At 54.4% G+C, this 23,543-nt stretch carries 20 protein-coding genes; 2 read left to right on the top strand and 18 right to left on the bottom strand.

Annotated features, from left to right (window positions below):
• Position 1: 1 nt before the first annotated feature.
• From AU511_RS01040 to AU511_RS01030, 3 genes are read right to left on the bottom strand one after another with little or no spacing between them, the layout of a single operon-like run.
• Positions 2-973, bottom strand: a complete 972-nt coding sequence (locus tag AU511_RS01040; RefSeq protein WP_100059627.1) for a FecCD family ABC transporter permease — start codon at positions 971-973, stop codon at positions 2-4.
• 14 nt (positions 974-987) lie between these two features.
• Entirely contained in the window at positions 988-1,818 is an 831-nt protein-coding gene (locus AU511_RS01035) for a heme/hemin ABC transporter substrate-binding protein (RefSeq protein WP_094108489.1), read from the bottom strand.
• Positions 1,815-2,846, bottom strand: a complete 1,032-nt coding sequence (locus tag AU511_RS01030; RefSeq protein ID WP_094108488.1) for a hemin-degrading factor — start codon at positions 2,844-2,846, stop codon at positions 1,815-1,817. Before AU511_RS01030 ends, AU511_RS01035 begins: the two co-directional genes overlap by 4 nt.
• A gap of 672 nt (positions 2,847-3,518) precedes the next feature.
• Between AU511_RS01030 and AU511_RS01025 the strand changes: the two genes are divergently transcribed.
• Both AU511_RS01025 and AU511_RS17360 read left to right on the top strand, forming a co-directional pair.
• Positions 3,519-4,502 carry a VirK/YbjX family protein gene (locus AU511_RS01025; protein ID WP_094108487.1) on the top strand — a complete coding sequence of 328 codons (984 nt, stop codon included), beginning with the start codon at positions 3,519-3,521 and terminating at the stop codon, positions 4,500-4,502.
• A gap of 8 nt (positions 4,503-4,510) precedes the next feature.
• Positions 4,511-4,702, top strand: a complete 192-nt coding sequence (locus AU511_RS17360) for a hypothetical protein (protein WP_167371980.1) — start codon at positions 4,511-4,513, stop codon at positions 4,700-4,702.
• Positions 4,703-4,980: 278 nt separating this feature from the next.
• Here the strand turns inward: AU511_RS17360 and AU511_RS01020 are convergent, their stop codons facing one another.
• The 15 genes from AU511_RS01020 to AU511_RS00945 form a co-directional block, all read right to left on the bottom strand.
• Positions 4,981-7,128, bottom strand: coding sequence for a YjbH domain-containing protein (locus AU511_RS01020; RefSeq protein ID WP_094108486.1), 2,148 nt, complete (start codon positions 7,126-7,128; stop codon positions 4,981-4,983).
• Positions 7,128-7,907 (bottom strand): capsule biosynthesis GfcC family protein, encoded by a 780-nt coding sequence (locus AU511_RS01015; RefSeq protein ID WP_094108485.1) that lies wholly within the window; start codon positions 7,905-7,907, stop codon positions 7,128-7,130. Before AU511_RS01015 ends, AU511_RS01020 begins: the two co-directional genes overlap by 1 nt.
• Before the next feature lie 10 nt (positions 7,908-7,917).
• The gene (locus tag AU511_RS01010) at positions 7,918-8,493 is read right to left on the bottom strand and encodes a YjbF family lipoprotein (protein ID WP_338037387.1); all 576 of its coding nucleotides are present in this window, start codon (positions 8,491-8,493) and stop codon (positions 7,918-7,920) included.
• Between the two features lie 798 nt (positions 8,494-9,291).
• On the bottom strand, positions 9,292-10,698 hold the full coding sequence (gene gndA, locus AU511_RS01000; protein ID WP_094108483.1) for an NADP-dependent phosphogluconate dehydrogenase: 1,407 nt from the start codon (positions 10,696-10,698) through the stop codon (positions 9,292-9,294).
• A gap of 167 nt (positions 10,699-10,865) precedes the next feature.
• Positions 10,866-11,771 carry a sugar phosphate nucleotidyltransferase gene (locus AU511_RS00995; RefSeq protein ID WP_094099715.1) on the bottom strand — a complete coding sequence of 302 codons (906 nt, stop codon included), beginning with the start codon at positions 11,769-11,771 and terminating at the stop codon, positions 10,866-10,868.
• A 75-nt stretch (positions 11,772-11,846) separates the two neighbouring features.
• On the bottom strand, positions 11,847-13,013 hold the full coding sequence (locus tag AU511_RS00990) for a nucleotide sugar dehydrogenase (RefSeq protein ID WP_026740965.1): 1,167 nt from the start codon (positions 13,011-13,013) through the stop codon (positions 11,847-11,849).
• A gap of 97 nt (positions 13,014-13,110) precedes the next feature.
• A complete protein-coding gene (locus AU511_RS00985; protein WP_094108482.1) occupies positions 13,111-14,118 on the bottom strand; it encodes an NAD-dependent epimerase in 1,008 nt (335 codons plus the stop codon).
• A 218-nt stretch (positions 14,119-14,336) separates the two neighbouring features.
• A complete protein-coding gene (locus AU511_RS00980; RefSeq protein WP_139829348.1) occupies positions 14,337-15,503 on the bottom strand; it encodes a GH39 family glycosyl hydrolase in 1,167 nt (388 codons plus the stop codon).
• A complete protein-coding gene (locus tag AU511_RS00975) occupies positions 15,500-15,916 on the bottom strand; it encodes a hypothetical protein (protein ID WP_094108480.1) in 417 nt (138 codons plus the stop codon). Before AU511_RS00975 ends, AU511_RS00980 begins: the two co-directional genes overlap by 4 nt.
• 245 nt (positions 15,917-16,161) lie before the next feature.
• Entirely contained in the window at positions 16,162-17,529 is a 1,368-nt protein-coding gene (cpsG, locus tag AU511_RS00970) for a phosphomannomutase CpsG (protein ID WP_094108479.1), read from the bottom strand.
• A gap of 15 nt (positions 17,530-17,544) precedes the next feature.
• A complete protein-coding gene (locus AU511_RS00965; RefSeq protein ID WP_094099711.1) occupies positions 17,545-18,969 on the bottom strand; it encodes a mannose-1-phosphate guanylyltransferase/mannose-6-phosphate isomerase in 1,425 nt (474 codons plus the stop codon).
• 36 nt (positions 18,970-19,005) lie between these two features.
• Positions 19,006-19,860 (bottom strand): glycosyltransferase family 2 protein, encoded by an 855-nt coding sequence (locus AU511_RS00960; protein ID WP_094108478.1) that lies wholly within the window; start codon positions 19,858-19,860, stop codon positions 19,006-19,008.
• Between the two features lie 14 nt (positions 19,861-19,874).
• On the bottom strand, positions 19,875-21,014 hold the full coding sequence (locus AU511_RS00955) for a glycosyltransferase (protein WP_094108477.1): 1,140 nt from the start codon (positions 21,012-21,014) through the stop codon (positions 19,875-19,877).
• A gap of 76 nt (positions 21,015-21,090) precedes the next feature.
• Entirely contained in the window at positions 21,091-21,924 is an 834-nt protein-coding gene (locus AU511_RS00950; RefSeq protein WP_094099708.1) for a glycosyltransferase, read from the bottom strand.
• A gap of 94 nt (positions 21,925-22,018) precedes the next feature.
• Entirely contained in the window at positions 22,019-23,464 is a 1,446-nt protein-coding gene (locus AU511_RS00945; RefSeq protein WP_094108476.1) for an MOP flippase family protein, read from the bottom strand.
• Between the last annotated feature and the right edge of the window lie 79 nt (positions 23,465-23,543).

Genomic DNA, 23,543 nt, shown 5'->3' with positions numbered 1-23,543 from the left:
CTCAGCCCTCTTTGTGTCTCAAAATCAGCCATAAAAACCACGGGCCGCCCACCAAACTGGTTAACAGCCCCACCGGCATTTCCGCCGGGGCCACCATCGTCCGCGCCAGCGTATCGGCTAGCAGCAGCAGGAGCGCGCCGCCCAGCGCCGACCCGGGCAGCAACCAGCGGTGATCGGCCCCGAGCGTGATCCTAATGAGATGGGGCATCACCAGACCGACAAAACCAATGATGCCGCTGACCGCCACGGCGGCCGCGACCAGCACGGCGCTAAGGATCACCACCTGGCGCCGCGTCCGGCGAACATCCACGCCCAGATAGTGTGCCTCTTCGTCGCCCAATTGGAGCAGGTTAAGCTGTCGCGCCAGACGCTGCAGCCACCACGCGCAGGGCAACACCAACGAGGCGACGCCCGCCACCGACGACCACTGGGCCTGCCCCAGACTCCCCATGCCCCACAACGACAGCTGACGCAGTTGCTGATCGTTGCTGATCCACGACAGCACGCCAGTCGCCGCGCCGCACAGCGCGTTGATGGCGATCCCCGCCAGCAGCAGGCGGGATAACGGGCTGGTGGCGGAGATACTGAGCGAAAATAGCAACAGCATGATCGCGACGCCGCCGATGAAGGCCGCCAACATCGGCCAGTACAACGCAATGACCGCCGGCAGCGCGACCGGAACGACCACGGACAGACCGACGCCCAGCGCCGCGCCGCTGCTGACGCCGAGCAGTCCCGGATCCGCCAGCGGGTTGCGAAACAGCCCCTGCATCGCCGCGCCGGAAAGCGCCAGCGCGACACCGACCAGCACGGCCAACAGCACGCGCGGCAGACGGATGTTCAGCCAGACCTGCCACAGTAAGCTCTCCGACGATGATGTCATCAGTTCCGACAGCGTGATCGGCATAGCGCCGATGTTCGCCGCGATAATCGTTAGCAGCCCCGCGGACGCCGCCATAACGAGCAGCGTCATTGATGGATTGCATCTCACTGCTGCGCTTCCACCGCGTTACGCAGACGCAACAGCGCCGCCGGCGTATCCAGATCGAAGCCCAGCATCGCCATGTCGTCGACCACCAGCAGGCGTTTGTGTTGGCCTGCCGGCGTCAGCGCCAGACCGGGCAACTGCCAGATATGGGCTTCGCCGCCAAGGGTTTTCACCCCCTGACTGCTGATGACCACCCAGTCCGGCTGGCTAGCGACCACCCCTTCCTGGGATAACGGCTGATAACGGTTGAATCCCTGCATGGCATTTTGCAACCCTGCCGCGCGGATCGCGGCGTCCGCCGCTGTGTTCTGTCCAGCCCCCATCGCCGACATGCCGCTATGGCTTAGAATGAACAGGACCTTGACGGGCAGGGGGTTCGTCGGCAGCTCGGCGAGCTGCTGATTCACCCGCTGCACCAATGCTTGCCCTTCTTTCACCTTCCCTAACGCTTGGGCGATAACCGAGATCTTGGCGGCGATGCTCGCCACGTCTTGTCCGGCGGGCACGGTCACGACCTTTACGCCGCTTTTCGCGATCTGCTCCATCGCGGCGGAAGGCTGGGAAAGCGCGCTGGCCAGCACCAGTGTCGGCGTCATCGCCAATACGCCTTCCGCATTCAGCTGTCGCATGTAGCCGACATCCGGCAACGCCAACGCTTCTTTCGGATGCAAGCTGGTGCTGTCGCGGGCGATCACATCGCCGCCCGCGTGCAGAGCGAAAACGATTTGCGTGACGTCGCCGCCAATCGTCACCAGTCGCGTCGCCGCCAGTAGCGAGAACGGCAGGCATAGCGCCAGCGTCAGCGTCAGCGTCAGAAGGATTTTCTTCATGCGACGGCTCCCGGCGTCACCAGCGATGACACCTGCTGACGCCACTGCGCCTGCTCCGGCTGCCCTTCCGTACGCTGACCAAACAGCTGCGCAATCTGCGTACCGTCGGCGGCGAACAGTTCCAGACTGGTGACGATACCGTCACGCGTAGGCTTACGCGTGACCCAGCTTTCCGCAATGGTATTGGCCTGGAGATGCAACGTGAACGTCTGGTTGAACACATTCAGCCAGTGGTCCATCGGCACCACTTTCTCAATCACGCCGGTAAAGATCTGAACGCAGCCCCGGTTGCCGACAAAGATCATGATTTCGTTGCCGTCGTGATGAGCCGCATTCAGCAGCGTGGCCAGGGCCTGGTTGTCCACCAGGCAGGCCAAATCGTCACTCACGTGGCGGAACGCCTGCTGCCGCGTCAGATTGTGCCGTTTCAACAGGGGGAAAAATTCATGCACATCTTGCATCTCACGCCACGCTTGTTCCAGCTGCGCGGCGTCGACCACGACGTCGGATGCTGGGGCGGCATAAGGTGTGAGTGCCAACGGGACATTTTCAGCGGCGGTGAAACGCTCGACGACTGCCTGCCATGCCGTCCAGTCGGTGTGCTCCGTGCCGTAGACCTTCAGCACCGCGTCGCCCTGACGGTCATAGAATTGGATACTCTGACGCTCTCCACGCACGGTCTGTTCGATAAAGAAAAATACGCTAGCCCACTGCTCGGGGAACACGCGCAAGTCCAGGCCACGTGGATTCAGCACCACTCCCGCGTGTCCGCCAATACGTTGATTGTGATAGAACCCGACCTGCTCATGCACAGCATATTCGTTCCGCGTGATGGATTTTGTCTCCCCCACGCTTTCAAGTGCTGCCAAAATCTGACGCGGATCGTCAGTCAGTCGACGCGCCTCGTGACCCACACGCAGGTAAGAAAGCTCCGCTTCACTGATATTCATCAATTGGGCCAGTTCACGCGCGTATTTTTTGGGATGCTGCTCTTTGAGTTGCAGATAATCTTGATAATCGTATTGCATGAATAAAAAACTCCGACATTCGCGCTGTCTTTCGCAGGATTGTTTTAGGTGACGACACTGAGTGTAATGATAATTATTACCATTGCCATAAAAATTTAACAAGCCGATATTGAACGAATGAAGAAACCTTAATTCCACAATTCATTAAGGGGTTAGCAATCGAAAAATCATAACTAATCAGACGAGCTAATCGGTATTGAATAGGGAATGGGAGATAAGGTCGGCCGTGGAACACGCCTTAGGGGAATGAATACGCCTGGAAGGTACTCGCCGCCTGAGCAGCGCTGAATATAGATGTGGCAACGGTGCGAAAACATGGGCGCGCGTGCAGTCACCGCGCTTTGGATACAACGACACGCGAATGTTAATACCATTCTGCATTCTGATGGATTCAATTTAAATAAAACCCAAACGAATTGAAAAAAACGTTTTATTTTTTATCTTGTAAATAAAGTCTCAACGAAAACAAACTATAACTCAGAATATCTTTATGCCTTATTCATTGTTCTTATACTCCATCCTAGTAAGTGCTATTAACCTGCCGAAAATGGGCTGACACCCTTATTATTATATCCCTCCGTCTATTTCTTTTCATTCTTGGGAGAAATGAGGCCAACACCCCGTTTTTCGAAAAATATAACATAAAAAATAGTAAATTATCGTGTGGAGCCTATGAAAAAAATATCCAGAGCGTCGCTGTTTCTTCAGCTATTGAGCGGGCATTTCCGGTCAGAAAAAATAGGGTTTAAGAATAAGATAAAAGCGAAGTTTTTGTTGCGATCGCTGCTGTTTCCTTTTTCGACCTATTACTTCCTGGGCGGGATATGTGCCATGCCTTGCATGCAGCGATTAGTGAAAACCCATCCTTGCCTGCCCACGAAAATTCATCGCCCTTACCTGCATGTCGGTCTTAATGCGACCGAGCGGGCTAAAGCGATTTGCCATCACTATACCTTCGTGGAAAGCCTGTCTTTACCACGTCTGCATGATGCATTGCTCAGCGAAACGCCTTGTCGTCTGGCCGAATTTTACGGTAAGGAAGGCGAAAAATTCACTATCGTCAGCAGCGTGTGGCGGTATGACAAAGAGGGGGAAACGACGCTGCAGATAGGGATGGAGGAGACGACGCTTATCTCATTATCGTTCAGTATCGTTAATGTCTTGGGTCAACCCGCCATTGTTATCGGCGGCCTGCAGGGTAAAGGCAAGCAAACGACCCGAGACCTGATCAAACAGGCAACTAAGGCCTGCCATGGTCTATTCCCCAAGCGGTTGTTGATTGAGAGCCTGCTGACACTGGCCGATCTCGCCGGAATTCGTCGCGTGCTGGCCGTCGGCGATGGTAGCCATGTTTATCAAAGCCAACGTTATCATCGCAGCAAAAAAAACGTGCTGTTTTGCAGCTACGATGAGTTCTGGACCTCGCTGGATGCAGTCCCAACGCATGACAGCCTCTACCAGCTGCCGCTCCCCATCGCCCGTAAGCCGCTAGAGGCGTTGCCCAGCAACAAACGCGCGCAGTATAGACGCCGCTATCAGTTGATCGATGAGCTGCATGCGCAGCTGGCGGAAAACCTCAGCGCCGAAACGTTTAACAGAGCCGATCAGCTTGAGCGAATGCCTATAAAAAAAGCCAGTGCAAACGCACTGGCCTGAATAAAGGGGTGTCAAATCGTTCGTCGTTCACGCCAGCATCTGCTGGCGTGATGACATTCTCAACCTCTCGGATCCTGGAAATGATGACCGCCGCCATGACCGCCGCCACCGCCACCACCGCCGTGACCGCCGCCCCACGGGGGTGGGAAGATGCATCCGCTCAGGGTTGTCAGCAGCGCCAGTACACTTACCAGTTTTAATACTCGTTTCATTTTAACCTCATCTGACTACTGTTTCGCTGCATCATAGTGAAGCCATCCCCCGGCCAACAAGCGTCTTATTCTTAAAAAACCGCCTATTAATAATGGATTAGACTATTTACCATCCATCACCATAAAACTAACAACTTCCTTACATTACCACCCTCAAAAACAGGCGGCTAGCCCAAGGTTTCCAGCAACCGACACGCCCTATGACGACAAAGGCGGCAGGGTGATGTTCCGTCTGCCGCCTTTTCTCCGCCGCTCATATCGGTAGTTTATGGCTGTTGGACAACGTTGTAGAGCACATTGCGACGCTCCAGCATCTGGCCGCCGTCACGCGTTAGCGGCACCCAACCTACCGAACCGCGATTCGTCGTCGGCGAGGCGAAGAGGAGGTTGAACGGTATGGAGACATAGAACCCTTTGGTAAAGCTCCCTTCCCCATACTCTTTGGCGCTGACGTTGGTTTTCGTCGCGAAGGCGCCCGCGACAATACCGCTGTCAAACCGGCGAGACAGATCGACGGTCACGCCTTTATCTCCCGCCAGATAGCGACCAACGCTGACCTTAGCCAGTCCGCCTTTGATAAACGGCAGCTCCCAGTAGGTGGTCAGATGGCCGGTAGCCACGCTGTAGTCAGCAAGGCGCATCGTATCGTTCCAATCACGTTGCTTGACGTAGTTCACATCCAGCCCGACCGCCCAGCTTTTGCCATAAGGGCGATACAACATTTCGCCGCCGACGCCGGCGTACATCATCTCCAGATAGCCGCCGTAGACCTGCGTGTACCAATCCCGCGCCGGATGATCGGTACGCGACAGCTGAAGATTGGTCAGCAATACATCAGATGAGGTGACGTATTCACGTATCCAGGTACGGACGCGCGGCAGCTTGGTGTCCTGAGGCGGCGTCGTATAGTTGAACTTGTCGTAATTGTTGAACAGGTTGACGTTGACCGTACCGCCCACACTCCAGTGATCGGAGAGGTAGAGATCGGCGTTGGCGTTCGCGGACACCTGATACATATAGAAGGATTCAGCCCCACCGATAGACTGCGACAGTGCGGGCGCAAGGGAGTATGTCAGCCGCCGGGGCTGGGTATGCAGCACCTCTTGCCCGCGTGGCGGCGCGACCGGCTCAGCATGGTAAGCATTCGGTTCCGACTGTCCTAATGGGGTCGACGCAGTTTGCAACTGCCGGAAAGCATTCGCATCAACGCGAGTGCTGTCAGTCGGCAGATGACGGCTCTCCCTCACGATGTGGTATTCGCTGACGCTATCCGGCACGTGGTTGGCGAGGACAGTCGCTGCCCGGCTGCTGTACTCCACACTATCCGGATATTTGTATTGCGGGCTGACGACGGTGACCTGTTTCTCATCAGCGTAGATATCCGGTTGACCCAGACCCGCTTTCTCGTCCAATTCTTTCGCCACGCGTTTCCAATCCGTTCCGCCTTGCGGGTGGCTGACCGGCGCGTAAACCGGCGGCGCGTCATCGACATGGTGCGGCCGCAGTTGATTGAAATTAGTCCGCAGCGTAAAGCCCCACATCAGCGTATTGCCGCGCTCCCAGGAGAGCGACGTATCCAGAATATCGCCGACCCGATAGACCATGCCAACGTTGATCGGCGAGTCCTGCTTGATACGCTCCCTGCGCCCACGGTCTGCGGCTTCATCGCTGTAATTGTTGCCGTCGTACTCCAGCTTGAGACGTAACGGATCCCACGGCGTCTGGTATTCGATCCCGCCGAATATCGCCGCCGGTCCGTGGAAAAAATTGTTCACCTCGAACTGCCCGGTATCCGTTGAACTGGTGCGCTGGCAGAAGCTCTCCGTCAGCTTACAGGCGGGGTTCGTGATATTGCCGCTCTGGGCCATGTTGCCCCAGCCGATGCCCAGCGTCAGGTCGAACGGTCCCCAGCGTTTGCTCGCTGCGAGATATTCGCTGTCGAACAGGCCGGTTCCCGCGATATCACGCAGCCCAACAGAGACCTGGGGCAACCAGCGGTCTTCTTTCCACAGCCGAGCCTTAACATCGAACCCTTTATCTTTATACGTTTGCGATCCGCTGAAGTTGGGATCGGCGCTATAGAGCCGGGTACGGATGTCGGTGTAACGCACCGTGGTTTCCAGCCAGTCGAGCAGCTGTAGGGAAACGGAATAGCGACGGTATTGATCGTTGTCGCGGTAGCTGGCGCTGAACTCGCCGGTTTCGGCCATACGGGCGGTCGGCATTTGCAGCAGGCCCACGCCGCCAAAGTCGGTTTGAGACACGCCAGCAGGCTGGTAATAGTGATTTGGATTAGTCGCGTCGGCAAGCTCGCGCGCCGTGCCGTTTGCCGCATCCGCTAACGCCGACGTGCTGAAAACGCTGCCGATCGCCAGAGAGAGGCAATTCAGTCTGAGAGTATTGTTTTTAGCCATTAGTGTGGGATCCGGTTCGCAAGATAATCGGCAATCTGCTCATTAATCGAGGACAGCTCTTCGGGCAAAATCGCGGGATCAAAGCCAATAAACAGCGTTTCCCCCGCGGCAGGTTCATTATGTTGGCGATTCCACATCGCCAGCGGCACCTTGCGCCACGTCCCCGCCCCCGAAATCAGATACCCCGTGCTTTTATCGCCGCCGGGCAAAAAACGTCGGCCCTGTATATAGTTTTCAACCGACCAGCCGGAGCGCAGCGGGAGATCTTTGAACACGTGAGCCGTACCGATATCAATCTCCGTTCGAATGAGGCCGAACAGGAACAGCTGTTTGGAATAGGGGGCGAGATAGAGCTGATAATCTCCCACCAGCGGACGATTGCTCTGTAGGTCCAGTCGCACTCGGTCCGGATCTAGCGCCGTCGGGATTCGTCCGGCAACAGGGACCTGCTTGAGCGCCTGCGCGACATACCAGGCCGCGATGGCGTAATCGCCGTCACCGCGATCGCGCCACCACAGCTGTAAACGATAGAGGTGGTCTTGCAGCGTCTGGCCTTGCGCGGCCACGCGCGATGTCATCGCCGGGTTGGTGATCAGCGCATTCTGCCAATTGACGTCGGCGGGGAACGGCGTTTTCGCATAAAATTGATCCAAGCGAACGCCGTCTTCCAACACCACGGGGTCCAACGTGCGGTCGCCATATTTTACCGTAAGCTGCGCCGCGCCCACCGTTCCGGTCATCAACATCAGCAGGGCGGCCAGCCGATTGTGTAGCAACATAGAAGCGTCCTTACAGTGACTGAGCGTAGGATTTCAAAGCGGTAAACTGAACCAGCGCCATATCCGGCCCCATGTATTGACGGCTCTGCATCACCTGACCGGTGTTCGCATTCAGCCAATACTGGTTGGTATAGCGTTTGTTCAACGCGGGGACGGTCACGAACTCGTCGAAGCGCACGGTTTGGTAGGTTCTTCCGAGGATAACCAACGGCTCGCGGCCGCGGTTTTCGAACGAGGAGTTCAGTTCATAACTGCCCCGCATGACCTGCGACCAACTGACCTCAGTCTGCCAACGCATGGGCGTCCCCGACTTCAACAATCCTAAATGCAGCGGATCCTGCTCCTGATTGGCGACATGCTGGATGTCTTCGCCGAATCCCTGCGTTTTCACCACGCGTCCGTCATGAGTTGCGACCATGTTTTTATCCGCGGCCACCCACTTCAATAGTCCATTTTCCGCGAACGCCAACACCATGAAGGCGCGCGGCGCCTCGCCGACTTTGATATAGGCCGAGGCATACGGCACCCTCGCCACCTGCTGCGGCGTAAGGTTGGTATCGTCCTGCCCCCAGATAGCCAGCTTCATTGTTTGACTCAATAAAGCGAATTGTTGCGAACACCCCATCAACATTAACGAAAAAAGTGGAATAGCAATCAGCGCACGGGTTCTGCTACCTGATAGAATTTTTATCATCGCTCTGGTTCTCGCCTGAATCCCCTGAAGCAAAAGAAAGGCCACCTAAGTGGCCTTATTATTATCTCAATCCCATTAACCCTGGGTTGATGTGACTGTAGAGGTACTCGTACCCGTGCTATTAGACGTGCTGCTATCATTCGCAGTCGCCACGGTAGCAGCAGCAACGGCAGCCGCCGCTACGCCGACACCGGCCGCCGTAGACGAACCGACGGCAGCGGAAGCGGCGCCAGCGCCACCCGCATCCCCCAGCAATTCGCCTACAGCAGCATATGCACTGGAGGACATGGCCAAGGCCAGTACCGCAGTCATTAACGTTTTTTTCATCACAATTTCCTTCTTTCCTAGGAAGTACTACAGGACAGGAGAAGACTTAACTGACGGCCTTTCCTGCCCTACTTTTCAGCTGATTTCTCAGCCAAACCGGGCATTCACTGTCCTCAAACTCGGGGTATCACCATAATGAAAACGACGTTACATCATGATGCATGTAACAACTGCGTAGCCTTGAATTAAATAAATACAAAAATAGAGATGCGTGTTAACAACATACAGGAAGGGAATGACATTTCTCTGATTAGTTTTACTGCGTATTATTTTTTCGGAGCTGTCCGATAAGAAACGAGGATAAAGGCAAAAGGTGAAACAACCGGGCGATCGACGCCCGGCTGGAGAGTATCAACGCGGCGTTTAGTCCAACCACTCGGTGTGGAATACGCCTTCTTTATCAGTGCGTTTGTAGGTATGAGCGCCGAAATAGTCCCGCTGAGCCTGAATCAGGTTCGCTGGCAACACTTCAGAGCGGTAGCTGTCGTAATAGGCGATGGCCGCCGAGAAGGTCGGCACCGGGATACCATGCTGTACGGCGTAGGCGACCACGTCGCGCAGCGCCTGCTGGTATTCGTCCGCAATCTGCTTGAAGTACGGCGCCAGCAACAGGTTAGCGATAGCCGCATTCTGCGCGTAAGCGTCGGTGATTTTCTGCAGGAACTGGGCGCGAATGATGCAGCCCGCGCGGAAGATCTTGGCGATTTCGCCGTAGTTTAAATCCCAGTTATTCTCTTCTGACGCAGCTTTGAGCTGAGAGAAGCCCTGCGCATAGGAGACGATTTTGCCCAGATACAGCGCGCGACGAACTTTCTCGACGAACTCCGCCTTGTCGCCCGCAAAGGCCTGAGCGGCAGGGCCGGACAGCACTTTGGACGCGGCAACGCGCTGCGATTTCAAAGAGGACAGGTAGCGAGCGAAGACAGATTCGGTGATCAGAGACAACGGTTCGCCCAGATCGAGCGAGCTCTGGCTCGTCCATTTACCGGTGCCTTTGTTCGCGGCTTCATCCAGAATGACGTCGACCAGATATTTTCCGTCTTCATCTTTTTTGGTGAAGATGTCGGCGGTGATTTCGATCAGATAGCTGCTCAGCTCGCCTTTGTTCCACTCGGAGAAAGTTTTCGCCAACTCCTCGTTACTCAGGTTCAGCGCCTGCTTCAACAGGGAGTAGGCTTCCGCGATCAGCTGCATGTCGCCGTATTCGATGCCGTTGTGCACCATTTTCACGTAGTGACCTGCGCCGTCGGCGCCAATATAGGTCACACAGGCTTCGCCTTCCGCGCGCGCGGCAATTTTTTCCAGGATAGGCGCAACCAGCTCGTAAGCTTCTTTCTGACCACCAGGCATGATGGACGGGCCTTTCAACGCCCCTTCTTCACCGCCCGAAACACCGGTGCCGATGAAGTTGAAGCCTTCGGCAGACAGTTCACGGTTACGACGGATGGTGTCTTTGTAGAAGGTGTTGCCGCCGTCTATCAGAATGTCGCCTTTTTCCAGATAGGGTTTGAGAGAAGCAATGGTTTTATCCGTGGCTTCACCCGCTTTGACCATTAACAGGATACGACGTGGCTTTTCCAGGGATTCCACGAATTCCTGAACGGTGTAGCAAGGCACCAGTTTTTTACCGGGATTCTCCGCAATCACCTCATCGGTTTTATCAGCAGAACGGTTAAAGACTGAGACGGTATAGCCACGGCTTTCGATGTTCAGCGCCAGATTGCGCCCCATCACCGCCATACCGACAACGCCTATTTGCTGTTTGGACATTAAAGCAACTCCTGTTTGAAGGGTAACCTACCCGGGTCGCGGCTGGCGCGCCACAGGCAATCAAAAGCAGGCTGATATGGTAACTCAGCTCTTATCGAGTGGGTAGTAATTGGTTCGATAGGATAGGTCCCGCCCGGCATAAAACGGGCTCGGGCGGGAAGCTGTCGTCAGGCTGAGTGTTTTGCCAGCAGCTTTTCGATATTTTTCTTGAAGGCCTTGCCCAGACTCGGATTACGCAGCCCGTAGGAGACGAAGGCCTGAGCATAGCCCAGCTTACGACCACAGTTGAAGCTGCGGCCTGCCATCTCTACCGCGTCTACCTGCTGAGTTTTGATCAGCTCGGCGATGGCGTCCGTCAACTGGATACGGCCCCACGCGCCCGGCAGGATATTGTTGATGATAGGCCAGGCATCCGCAGTCAGCACATAGCGGCCAACCGCAGATAGGTCTGAGCCTTCCACGCGCGCCAGCTTGGGTTTTTCAATCATCGACGTGATAGCCGACGTCGCGCCCGGCTGGGTCAACGGCTGTTCGCATTCAACCACCGAGTATTCCGGCAGCGCCTCATACGGGCGATGTTTCACCAGAACCTGGCTGTGGCCGGTCTCTTCGAAACGCGCAACCAGACGGGCCAGGTTTTCCGTGGACTGATCCGCAGAGCTTTCGTCCAGCACGACGTCCGGCAGGACGACGACGAACGGCGCGTTGCCTACAATCGGATATGCGCAAGAAACCGCATGCCCCAATCCAAGGGTCTGCCCCTGACGCACGTTCATAATGGTCACGCCCGGCGGGCAGATGGCCTGCACTTCCTCCAGCAGCTGACGCTTGGCGCGCTCTTCCAGCAAGGACTCCAGCTCGAACGACGTATCGAAATGGTTTTCGATGGCATTTTTCGACGCGTGGGTCACCAGCACAATCTCTTTAATGCCCGCGTTGGCGCACTCTTTTACGATTTTCTCGATTACCGGGCGATCCACCAGCGGCAGCATTTCTTTAGGAATTGCTTTGGTTACCGGCAACAGGTTCATACCCAGCCCGGCAACGGGAATCACTGCTTTTAATGTCGTCATCTATCGCTCTCTTAAACAGTCAGCCATTTCCGTGGCACTTCCCTAGCCGTGCCACACACTCTCTTAACCTTATACCTAATCTGAGCCAAAGAGATCGCGGGTAAAGACTTTTTCCACAACATCAGACAATTCCGGAGCCATGCGGTTGGACAGAATCACGTCGGAAATCTGTTTGAACTCTTCCAGATCCTTGATGACCTGAGAGTGGAAGAAGTTGTCTTCTTTCAGCGCAGGCTCGAAGACCACGACCTCAATCCCTTTCGCCTTGATGCGCTTCATGACGCCCTGAATGGCCGAAGCACGGAAGTTGTCGGAGCCGCTTTTCATCACCAGGCGGTAGACGCCTACGACGGTAGGATTACGCTTGATGACCGCATCGGCGATGAAATCTTTACGCGTGGTATTAGCATCCACAATCGCACGGATCAGGTTGTTGGGCACCGCTTCGTAGTTAGCCAACAGCTGCTTGGTATCCTTCGGCAGGCAGTAGCCGCCATAGCCGAATGAAGGGTTGTTGTAGTGTTGTCCAATACGCGGATCCAGCCCGACGCCTTGGATAATCTGCTTGCTGTCCAATCCCAACGTCTGGGCGTAGGTGTCCAGCTCGTTGAAGTAAGCCACGCGCATCGCCAAATAGGTATTGGCGAACAGCTTGATGGCCTCAGCCTCGGTGGAGTCGGTAAACAGCACCTGAATATCGGTTTTAATCGCGCCTTCCACCAGCAGATGCGCAAAGGTTTCTGCACGCTCTGAACGTTCGCCGATAACGATGCGCGAAGGATACAGGTTGTCATACAGCGCCTTGCCTTCCCGCAGAAATTCCGGCGAGAAGATGATGTTGTCGGTCTCGAACTCTTCCCTCAGCTGACGGGTGTAGCCGACGGGAACGGTCGATTTGATGATCATCACCGTGTCAGGATTGTGCGCCAGCACATCACGAATAACCGCTTCGACCGAACTGGTATTGAAGTAGTTGGTCTTGGGATCGTAGTCCGTCGGGGTGGCGATGATGACGAAATCGGCGCCTTCATAAGCCGCTGCGGGATCCTGCGTGGCCCGGAAATTGAGCGCCGGATTACGCAGGAAATCCTCGATTTCCTTATCGACGATAGGTGAAACACCTTTGTTGAGCATGTCGACCTTTTCGGCAACGATATCCAGCGCAACCACTTCATTGTGCTGCGCCAGCAGCATCGCATTCGACAAGCCGACGTAACCGGTACCTGCAATCGCAATTTTCATTTTAAATCACACTAATCCAACGTGGCATATAACTAAAATCACAGAAGAAATGGCCGTTCGGCAGTGAGAACCGGCCGCCCGCGCTTCATCGCCTCGATCAGAGGCGGTAGAAACCGCGATACCAGTCAACAAACGCCTGCACGCCTTCGGCGACTTCCACCTGTGGGCGATAACCTGTCGTCGCAAACAGGTCGTCGGTATCGGCATAGGTCTGATACACGTCGCCTGCTTGCATCGGCATGAAGTTTTTCTTCGCTTCGATTCCCAGCGCGTTTTCCAGCGCCGTGACAAAGTCCATCAGCTTCACCGGACTGCCGTGACCGATGTTGTAAACGCGATAAGGCGCGGCGCTATTGGCCGGCGAACCGCTCTCCACCCGCCACGACGGGTCGGGCTGTGGAACAACATCCGCTACGCGCAGCACGCCTTCCACAATATCGGTGACGTAGGTGAAATCCCGGCGCATGTCGCCGTGATTGTAAATATCGATCGGCTCGCCGTTCAGCATGCTCTTCGTGAACTTGAACAGGGCCATATCCGGCCGTCCCCATGGCCCGTACACGGTGAAAAAGCGCAGGCCGGTGGTCGGCAGGCCGTACAAATGCGAATAGGCATGCGACATCAGCTCGTTGGATTTTTTGGTGGCCGCGTACAGCGACACCGGGTGATCCACGCTATCCGCCGTCGAGAACGGCGTTTTATTGTTCAGCCCATACACCGAGCTGGATGACGCATAGACCAGATGACCCACGCCATGATGGCGGCACCCTTCCAGCACGTTGACGTGACCGGTCAGATTGCTCTGCGCATACGCCAGCGGGTTTTCCAGCGAGTAGCGTACGCCCGCCTGCGCCGCCAGATGGATCACGCGGTCGAATTTCTCCGCCGCAAACAACTGATGTAGTGCCTTATCATCCGCGATATCCAGCTTCTCGAAACGGAAGTTGTCCAGCGGCAGTAGTTCGGCCAGGCGCGCCTCTTTGAGAGAGACGGCGTAGTAGTCGTTGAGATTATCTATCCCGACAACTTCGTGGCCGGCGGCACACAGCGACTGGCAAACATAAAAACCGATAAATCCGGCGGCTCCGGTGACAAGGAATTTCATCAGATGACTCATTGTTGTGGGTGAGATGAATCTGCGAATGATACCACCGAACGGTTTGATGCCGAATCGGAACATTGGAAGGTCTTGCTCCGATAACTCATTCACCCGGTTAATAAAAATGCAGTTTGCAGCGACGCTTCCGCAAAGGCGCCTTTCATCGTCTGCCCTGATGATTCTCTGCTGTTATCACTTGCACGGCGTCGTTAATCCCCGGCGCGCTATTCACTCAGATAGCGAGGGATAGGGCCTAACGTCCAGGTTTTTCCGTCGATATCCGTCTGATTGCCCTGCCAATCCGTCTGCACTTTTTTCCCGCCATCTAGCGGCACTTCTTTCTTGTCTGCGCCTACCGTCCACCCCACCAACAGGTCTTTGCTGCCGTTGGAGAAGCGATAGACTTTAACGTCCGGTGCATCCACTACAGCATTTTTGAAGTGCATGCCGGTCAGCATGTGGTTCATCACCGCCATCGCGCTATAGGCGGGTTTAGGCGTGTAGTCCTGATAAAGCAGACCAAAATTATGCTCTTTGTTGGCCCCATTCGCGCCATCGTTCACAAAGTCATACCAAAACGTACTTTGAATGATGTTGAGGCGCTGGGCTTGGATTAAAGTCCTGAGCAGAAAAGCGGCCTGGACGGCTTCGCCATTGGCGTAAGGGATCGTGGTTGAAGGCCAACCAATTTCGGTGACATAGACCGGCGGGAAGCGACTCGCCGAGCGTTTTTCCAGCTTGATGTGGCTTTCCATCAGCCGCGACACGCTGCCGACGTTGACACGCCCCCCCATCGGGGTGAACGGCGAGTTTTTCGCGGGATAGCCTTTGTCCGGGTCGAACGGCGACATATAAGGGTGAATGCTGAAGGCATCCATATAGGGTTTACCGCCGTATTTGAAGATACCGCCCACGCAGTCGCCCCCTGCCCCGCCCCCGGCTCCGCCGCCGCCACATGCAATCACCGTCGAATTTTTATCGACGCCTTTCACTGCGGTGTAGACCTGTTTCAAAAACGCCGTATACCCTTCCCAGTCCTGGGTGCCAAAAGTCTGTGGACGCGGTTCGTTCCACACTTCCCAGTGTTTCACCGTCTCGCGATAGCGGGATACCGTGCTTTGGGCATAGTTGGCGAAGTGCTCGGCGTTGCCGGCGATAGGACCGGGATAGACGCGCTCATTGGCGTAATCCAGCACCACCAGCGGTTTTAACGCCAGCTCACTCGCCAGTCGAATATAGTTGTCCACATAGCCGGGATAAGCGAAACGGGCTTTGCTTTTTTCTACCGTGCTCCATGGGATTTCATCGCGGATCCAGCCGATACCCGCCGCCTTGATGAGCGGCATTGCTTTATTCGCATCCCAACGCCCCTGACCGAAATGGGTGTTCACGCCCACCGCATCGTTGAGCGGTCCGACGGGCGGAATGAGTGCGACGTTACGTTCGTCGAGCTTTTTATCGTTGCCGTCGATGACGTTGATTTTATACAGGCCCAGCGCCGGAAACGTGATATCGACGGTCGCGAAATTTCGCCGCCGTTATCACTGTTTTTTAGGACTTTTTTGAAAAAAGGAATCGCCAGCGGATTGCCGAGATCGTCATATTGATAGGCCTCGACGACCGCCCCATCGTCGGGTAGTCCCTGCAACACAAAATGCTTGGTCGTGAGATCGCTGTATATATATTTATTGTTATCGCTGAAGTAATCCTGATCGTTTTTCCCTGCTGCCTGCGCGGCGAGAGACGTAAAAGCCCAGGAGGACAATAAATATAAACACACGGATGTTTTTTTGAAGTTCTGCATACTGGCCTCTCACCTACCCAATAGTGGTCCGCATGGAGCAAAAGCGGATCATTGAAACGACAATGGCAACGACGTATTACCGCAGCACGGCAACGGTTCTCCCCACGTTCATTGCATGTTCAGGCTGGCGCTTAGTGGCGACAGCCTGCCATGCCGAACCGTCATGAGGCTGGCAATCCCGTCTCGCGTCAGCTCGACTCAACGCGACTAGGGAGGAAAAGCGCCAAAGCCTTACGCGGTCTGGTTTACTCGGAAAGCAGCGCCAGAATTTCATCCGTTTTCTGTTTCATCAGCGCGATGTCATTTTTCGACTCGACATTCAGGCGTACGACCGGCTCCGTGTTGGAAGAACGCAGGTTGAAGCGCCAAGCGCCGAAAGACATGCTGATGCCGTCCGTCTCGTCAATCGACTCCGCCGTCGCGGCATAGTGCGTTTTGACTTTGTTGATCGAGGCGGCTGGCTGCTGCAGGGTGACGTTGATTTCACCGGACGAGGGATACGCCTCGATGCGAGACCGCACCATCTCCGCCAGCGGCTGCTGTTTAACACAGATTAATTCCGCGACCAGCAGCCACGGGATCATCCCGCTGTCGCAGTAAAAGAAATCGCGGAAGTAGTGATGCGCACTCATTTCACCGCCGTAGATCGCGTCTTCAGACCGCATGCGCTCTTTGATGAAAGCATGACCGGTTTTCGACATGACCGGCTGGCCGCCGGACGTGGTGACGATATCCTCGGTATTCCAGCTAAGGCGCGGATCGTGAATAATTTTACTCCCTGGATTTTTCTGCAAGAACGCTTCGGCCAGCAGCCCAACGATGTAGTAGCCCTCGATGAAATTGCCCTGATTATCGAACAGGAAGCAACGATCGAAGTCGCCGTCGAATGCGATCCCCATGTCGGCGCCCGTTTCACGCACGGCATTCGCGGTGTCCGCACGGCACTCCGGCAGCAGCGGGTTGGGGATACCATTCGGGAAGTGGCCGTCAGGCTGGTGGTGCACCTTGATGAATTCGACCGGGACGTTCTTCTGTTTGAAAATCGCCTCGATGGCGTCAATAACATGCCCTGCCGCACCGTTGCCAGAGTTCACCACCAATTTCAGCGGCGTCAGGTTGTCGAGGTTGATGTAAGACAGAATATGCTCGACGTAGGCAGGAAGCGTATTCTCTTTGCGGTAGCGACCACGGGGACGCCCATCGTCGGAAAATCCGTTGTTTTCCGCAATGCGCTGCACTTCGCGCAAACCGGTATCGCCGCTGATCGGGCGCGAATTTTCGCGCACCAGTTTCATCCCGTTATAATTGATCGGGTTATGGCTGGCGGTCACTTCGATACCGCCGTCCGTTTTCAGATGCGAGGTGGCGAAGTAGATCTCTTCCGTGCCCGATAGGCCGATATCGATCACATCGGTGCCCGCATCCTGTAGCCCTTCGGCCAGCGCCAATTTCAGGCTCTCGCTGGTCAAACGGACGTCGCTGCCCAGCACGATGGTTTTGGGCTTCAGATACTCCCCATAAGCGCGGCCGATCCGGTAGGCGATATCCTCATTCAGCTCTTCGCCCAGCTGTCCGCGGATGTCATATGCTTTGAAGCAGGTCAACTGATCCATTACCGATACCCTCTCTTAAACACGACCATAGCGATCTTTCAATCTGACGATGTCGTCTTCCGTTATGTGATGCCCCGAACGCACTTCAATCATGATCAGGTCGATCTGTCCGGGATTTTCCAGCGTATGTACGCTATTTGTCGGGATCACCGTGGACTGGTTCTCCGACAGATAAAATTCTTTGTCATCCACCTTCACTTTCGCCGTGCCGCTGACCACCACCCAGTGCTCCGCGCGGTGGTAATGCCGCTGTAGCGACAGCCCTTGACCCGGATGGACCACGATGCGTTTCACCTGGTAACGGTCGCCGGCGTCGATGTTGGAGATGTTGCCCCACGGGCGGAAAGAGTATTGATGCTCGCGGAAATGGTGGTGGCCACGCGTTTTCAGCTCCTCGACCACCTTCTTGACGTCCTGAACACGGTCTTTGCGGGAGATCAGCAGCGCATCGTTGGTGTTGATCACCACGATGTCATCCAGTCCGATGGTAGCGACAAGCGCCGATTCGGAAGAGATATAATTGTTGCGGGAGTCGAAGGAGATCACTTCGCCCACGTTGACGTTGCCGTTTTCATCTTTCGCGGAGACATCCCAGAGCGAAGACCATGATCCGACGTCGCTCCAGCCCGCATCGATGGGGATTACCACCGCATCGCTGGTTTTTTCCATCACGGCGTAATCGATGGAGTCGCTCGGGCACTGCGCGAAGCTCTCGGCATCCACCCGGATGAAGTCCAAATCTTTCTGACTGCGCTCGATACTTTCACGGGTTATCCGATAAATCTCCGGGCTGTGTTTCTCCAGCTCTTCCAGATATTTTCCCGCCTTGAACAGAAACATGCCGCTGTTCCAGCTGTAGCCACCGTCGGCGACATACGCTTCGGCTTTTGCCAAATCAGGTTTTTCGACGAAAGCGTCGACGCGGAAACAAGAGTCCGACAATCCTTCGCCCTTTTTGATATAGCCATATCCGGTTTCCGGGTACTCTGGAATAATGCCGAACGTCACCAGCTGATTATTCGCCGCGTAATGCACCGCATCGATGATAGCGGCGTGGAAATGATCTTCTTTCTTTATCAGATGGTCCGCGGCCAGTACCAACAGCAAACTTTCCGGATCGCTCTGATTCGCCAAATGGGCGGCTAACGCAACCGCAGGCGCGGTATTTTTCCCCACAGGTTCAAGAATAATATTATTGTCAATCTTGTCGATTTCTCTTAATTGCTCAGCGACCAGAAAACGATGATTTTCATTACAAATAACCAGGGGCGGCTTGACCGAAATATTTTCGATCCCTTCAATTCTTGTCACCGTATTTTGCAGCAGACTTCCTACAGATTCGCCAATCGTCAAAAACTGTTTGGGGAATAATTCGCGAGATAAAGGCCATAGACGACTGCCTGTTCCGCCTGCCATTACGACGGGGATAATAGTTAACATAGCGTATCCTGGAAAATATCTGAGTGGAAAATAAGGCTACTGATTTTTCAGCGTCCGACATTTCGGGTGTCTACCCGCAATAAAAGCCGAGATCAGCAGAAAAGTATCTTTGAAATTGAATGCGCACAGATCGGAAAACACTCTTTTCAAAAAGACGTAATACCCTCTCACGCTGGGATATTGACGGGTCGAAATCGCCAGATCCCATATTCTTTCTTTTTTTCTGAAGTCATTCATCGCCCCTTCCGTTCTGGACAAAGAGTGCATCAAATGGCAGGTGGTGCTCAGCGTGATCGCGACGCCTTTATGGGCCAGAAGATGTATGCGGCGAAAGAAGCTGGTGTCGACGCCATAGAGCGCATAGTGCTCGTCGAACAACGACAGGCCATGCTGGCGAAACTTGTCGACCAGCGAACGACGGATGATCAGTCCCGACCCGATGGACACCGCAGAGAAAGGATCCAGCACTTCGGCATCGGCAACCACGGCATTGTGCGACATGGGGTAATAGGTTTCTTTATCAAACACCGAAATAATTTTCGGGCATTCGACATCCGCGTTCCCTTTTAATAGCGCCTGCTGAAATGTTTCGTTGATCGTAGTGTCGTCATCCAGCAGAACAAATTTTTCCGCTTCCGGATGAGATTGAATATAACGATTGTAAATCACGCTCAACGAAGGATTATCCAGACAGTTATTCAATTCGATTTTTCCGAAATTCTGTTGGAAAACATTCTCGGAGGTCGCGTCAAGTTCAATCGACTGCGGACCATTATTATGAATAATCAGCTTCGCGGTTTTAAAATCATAATCCGCCAGCGTAGATAATGTCGTGGACGCGGCGACCTGTTTATTATAAAGCACTACGACAACGACATAATTGCAATGCATTATAGGTTCCTTTATCACGGTGCGTTTTCAACCGACGGCTGAATAAGGACCGCATAAAAATCGTTAATGAAGTCATCCTGCTGACGCAGGATTAATGCCTTGAGCGACGTTTGGTAATTATCTTCCCCGCTCGACGTCATATGCTGCAACGTCACCCGGCTCATTTCGTCAATATTATGACTCTCGAAGAGGAAGGTGGCGTTGAGATAATCCTTAATTCCATCGATTCGGGACGCAATTATTTTTTTCTTCAGCAACGCCGCTTCGATCAGCACCAGCGGTACGCCTTCAAACTTGGAGGGAATAACAATCAGATCCGCCTGCGACATAATCGCCAGCATATCGTCACGATTGCCCAGCAGCTCGACGTGGTTTTGCAGCTGATTCGCCGTAATAAACGCGCGAATACGCGCTTTGTCTTCCCCATCGCCCACTAGAAAACATTTCACATTAGGCTGCTGGGCGATCACGGCCTTGAATGCGGTGAGATAGTCGATTTGCCCTTTCTGCTTGTCCAGCAGTCGTCCCGGGATCACCAGGGTAAACGTGCCCGGCGGCACATCGGACAGTGGCGTGACGGCATTGGCGACATCCGCCTGCGGCTTACGATCGATGTAATTGGCGACCACATCGACAGGCGTGTCGCGGCCACTTCTTTGTTGCAGAGAGGCTTTGACGGAGTCGCTGATAGTGATGTAGCGCGTAGGCAGCCGGTAAAGAATGGCGCAGAGCGCATCTTTGAAAAAGTGGGTCGCGCTTTTGCCGTACAGCTCGACGTACCCGTGCGCCATCGGGATATACGAGGTCACGGGGACCGAGATCAGACGAGCCGCCATGCTGCCCAGATTACCGATTTCGATGCGCCCCTGAGAAACCACGACCGAGGTCGCGTGATATTTCTGCAGAATGCGCTTTATTTTCAGTATGTCGCCCCACATAAACCAAGTCACCAAGGAGGCGAATTTGACCGTCTTGATCGGCAAAGTGATGATCTGGTCAAAATGACCGTGATCCCGGCAGTACGCCAGGGCCTTAGGGTTATGCTCATTTAAAATCAGCACGCAGGGAAACTTGTCTGACACGCCGCAGGCGGCGGCGAGAAACATTTTCTCGTGGCCGCTGAAGATGTCAGTATCGCAATAAAAAACTCTCATAAAATTCACCGTAAATAACCGGACCAATACGCCTGAGAGAGCGTCATCCCAGGCGGTGCCTACCCACCGCGAGCGGTTATTTGTGCAGCAGACCTTTCAGGTAGTATTTGGTGGCGCCTAAAAAGACGCGCGTATCTGTCAGCGTCAGCAGTTCGGAGAAGCTCAACTTCTCTTCAGCCGCTAGTTTGTACTGGAAGTACAGCGTCTTGATCGCCTTCTCATTCAACAACGCCGCGTGCTTGTTGATGAAGAACTCATAGCCGTTTTTGAGCTTTTTAGATTTGGTGATGCGGTTAAAGCCGTGGTCGAGATACTGGATATACGTGGCCCCGCCGATGCGATATCCGTTGCCGAACTTCGCCGCCAAACGCAACCAGGTATCGTAGTCCTGCCACGCCGGCGAGGCGTTGTCGAACCCGCCTATCTCACGCATATTCTCAGTGGTGGTGAACACCTGATTGCCGATCACATTAGACTGACAGAGATCATCCAACGTAATCACGCCGGCTTTATCGAACTCGATGAAGTCGCCCTTGTCCCCCCGGAACACAATGCCGGACGAGATGTAGGGATAGCGATTTTTCTCGAAGAACGTCACGAAAGTCTCGACTCTGTCCGGCGTAAATTCGTCGTCGTCATCCAGCCCGGTGATGTACTCGCCCTGCGCATATTTAATGGCCGTATTCCGGCAGCCGCAGGCGCCTTTAGTATTTTCGTTTTTGTAGAACCTGACGGTGGCGGCGGCGCCGACCAGTGACTTGACGACCTCTTCGGTGTCGTCGCTGGAACCGTCATCGACGACGATCACTTCGATATTTTTGTAAGTTTGATTTTTGACGGACTCAACCGCGCGCTTGACTAAAGAAGAGCGATTATAGGTTGGTATATAAACGGAAACCAAAGGACTCATACTCGATCCACCTCGATGAATTCATTAAATATAAAGAACCAGATAGGTTATTTATGCCAAGACATCAGCGTTATTATTTCCCTGTAGGGCGGCGTCATATCAGCGCCTTTTTCTTTCTCCGCACGACCCCCGCTATCGTCGTGCGGAGTGATTTATCCACCAGCAGTATGGCGATGGCGTAACTTGCCACTCCGCAGAGAATAGAAATAGCCAACACCCATTCCGTGGTCAGAGCGTGACCCAGCGCCGTTTTGACCCAATACACCAGCCCCACCATAAGAGCGCCTGATGCCAAAATCGGCAGGATGCGTTTGAAAAAAGCGATGAGAGAGAATCCAATCAACGACCTTACGCACACGATGACCGGGATGAAGTTGAGAATGTTGGCAATGAAGTAGAGCTGGGAGAAGGTGACGATGTCGTACCGAGACCCGATCATGAACGCAGACACCTGCAAAATGGCGCCCAGCAACCCTAGTATCATCAGGGTGTCCGTGCGCCCTTTCGACATAAACAACGTGCCGGACGTGCTGAGAATCGACTGAATAATCGCCGTCGGCGCCAGCCAGACTAAAATGGTGGCGGTCAACGCCCATTTGTCGCCGAAGACGATGAGCACAAACTCCTTGCTCAATATCGCAATCCCCATCATCAGAGGAACCACAAGCAGCAGGATGTAGTAGAGGACGTTGTAGTAGACCTCGCGTATTTTCTCCGGCTCATCCTGATAGCGGCTCAGCACAGGGAACAGCGCGCGCGACGCGACGAACGTCAGGCTTTGCAGGGGAAACAGCATGATGCGATAGGCCAGCGAATAAGCGCCCAATATCAGCGAGGAAAAGTAGTGGCCAATGATCATGCTGTCCGCGTTGCGGGAAAAGTAGTTGATGAAGTTGAACGCCGTAAGGTTGGCGCTGAAACCGAAGATACTTTTCAGTTCCGCCTTGTCCCAAATATGAGCGAATGAGGGACGCCAGGAAGACGCCAGCCAGAGCTGAATCGTCGACATCAAATTCAGCACGATGACCTGCGCGACCAGACTCATAACGCCGTACCCCATCACCGCCAGCGTGACGGCGACGACGAAAGAGAACAGCGACGACGAAATTTCGATGAAGGCCACTTTCTTGAACTGCGACTGGCGCTCCAGCAAGGCCAGATGCGCGGCGGAGCTGCTTCCCAGCGGGAAACTCAACGACAGCAGACACAGGATTAGTACCAGCTTGTCCTGATTAAAGAAGCTCGATACCACGGGAGAAACCAGAACCACCACCAGGCAGACGCCAAGTCCCATAAAGATGTTCAGCCAGAACACGGCGTTGATGGTTTTATCCTGCAACTCTTTACGCTGAATGATGGCGGCGGAAGTCCCCAAATCGCGGACCAGCGTCGCCAGGTTGACGACGACTAACGCCATCGCCATCAGGCCATACTCCTGCGGCGGGATCATCCGGGCTAATACCACGATGTTCAATAGCTGGACGATGATCTTGAATCCTTGCGAAAACCCAACCCACTTTGTGTTAGAAATTAGTCCCATAGCGTTTTTTCTTTATTAATTATGAATAACAGCACAGAGCCTGACTTCTGACTCTATCTCCCTTCAACCGGGCAAGGTT

It is taken from the genome of Lonsdalea iberica (assembly GCF_002111585.1).
In the GTDB taxonomy this organism is placed as follows: Bacteria; Pseudomonadota; Gammaproteobacteria; order Enterobacterales; family Enterobacteriaceae; genus Lonsdalea; species Lonsdalea iberica.
The sequence above is the reverse complement of the archived record's forward strand: the minus strand, read 5'-3'. Positions and strand labels throughout refer to the sequence as shown.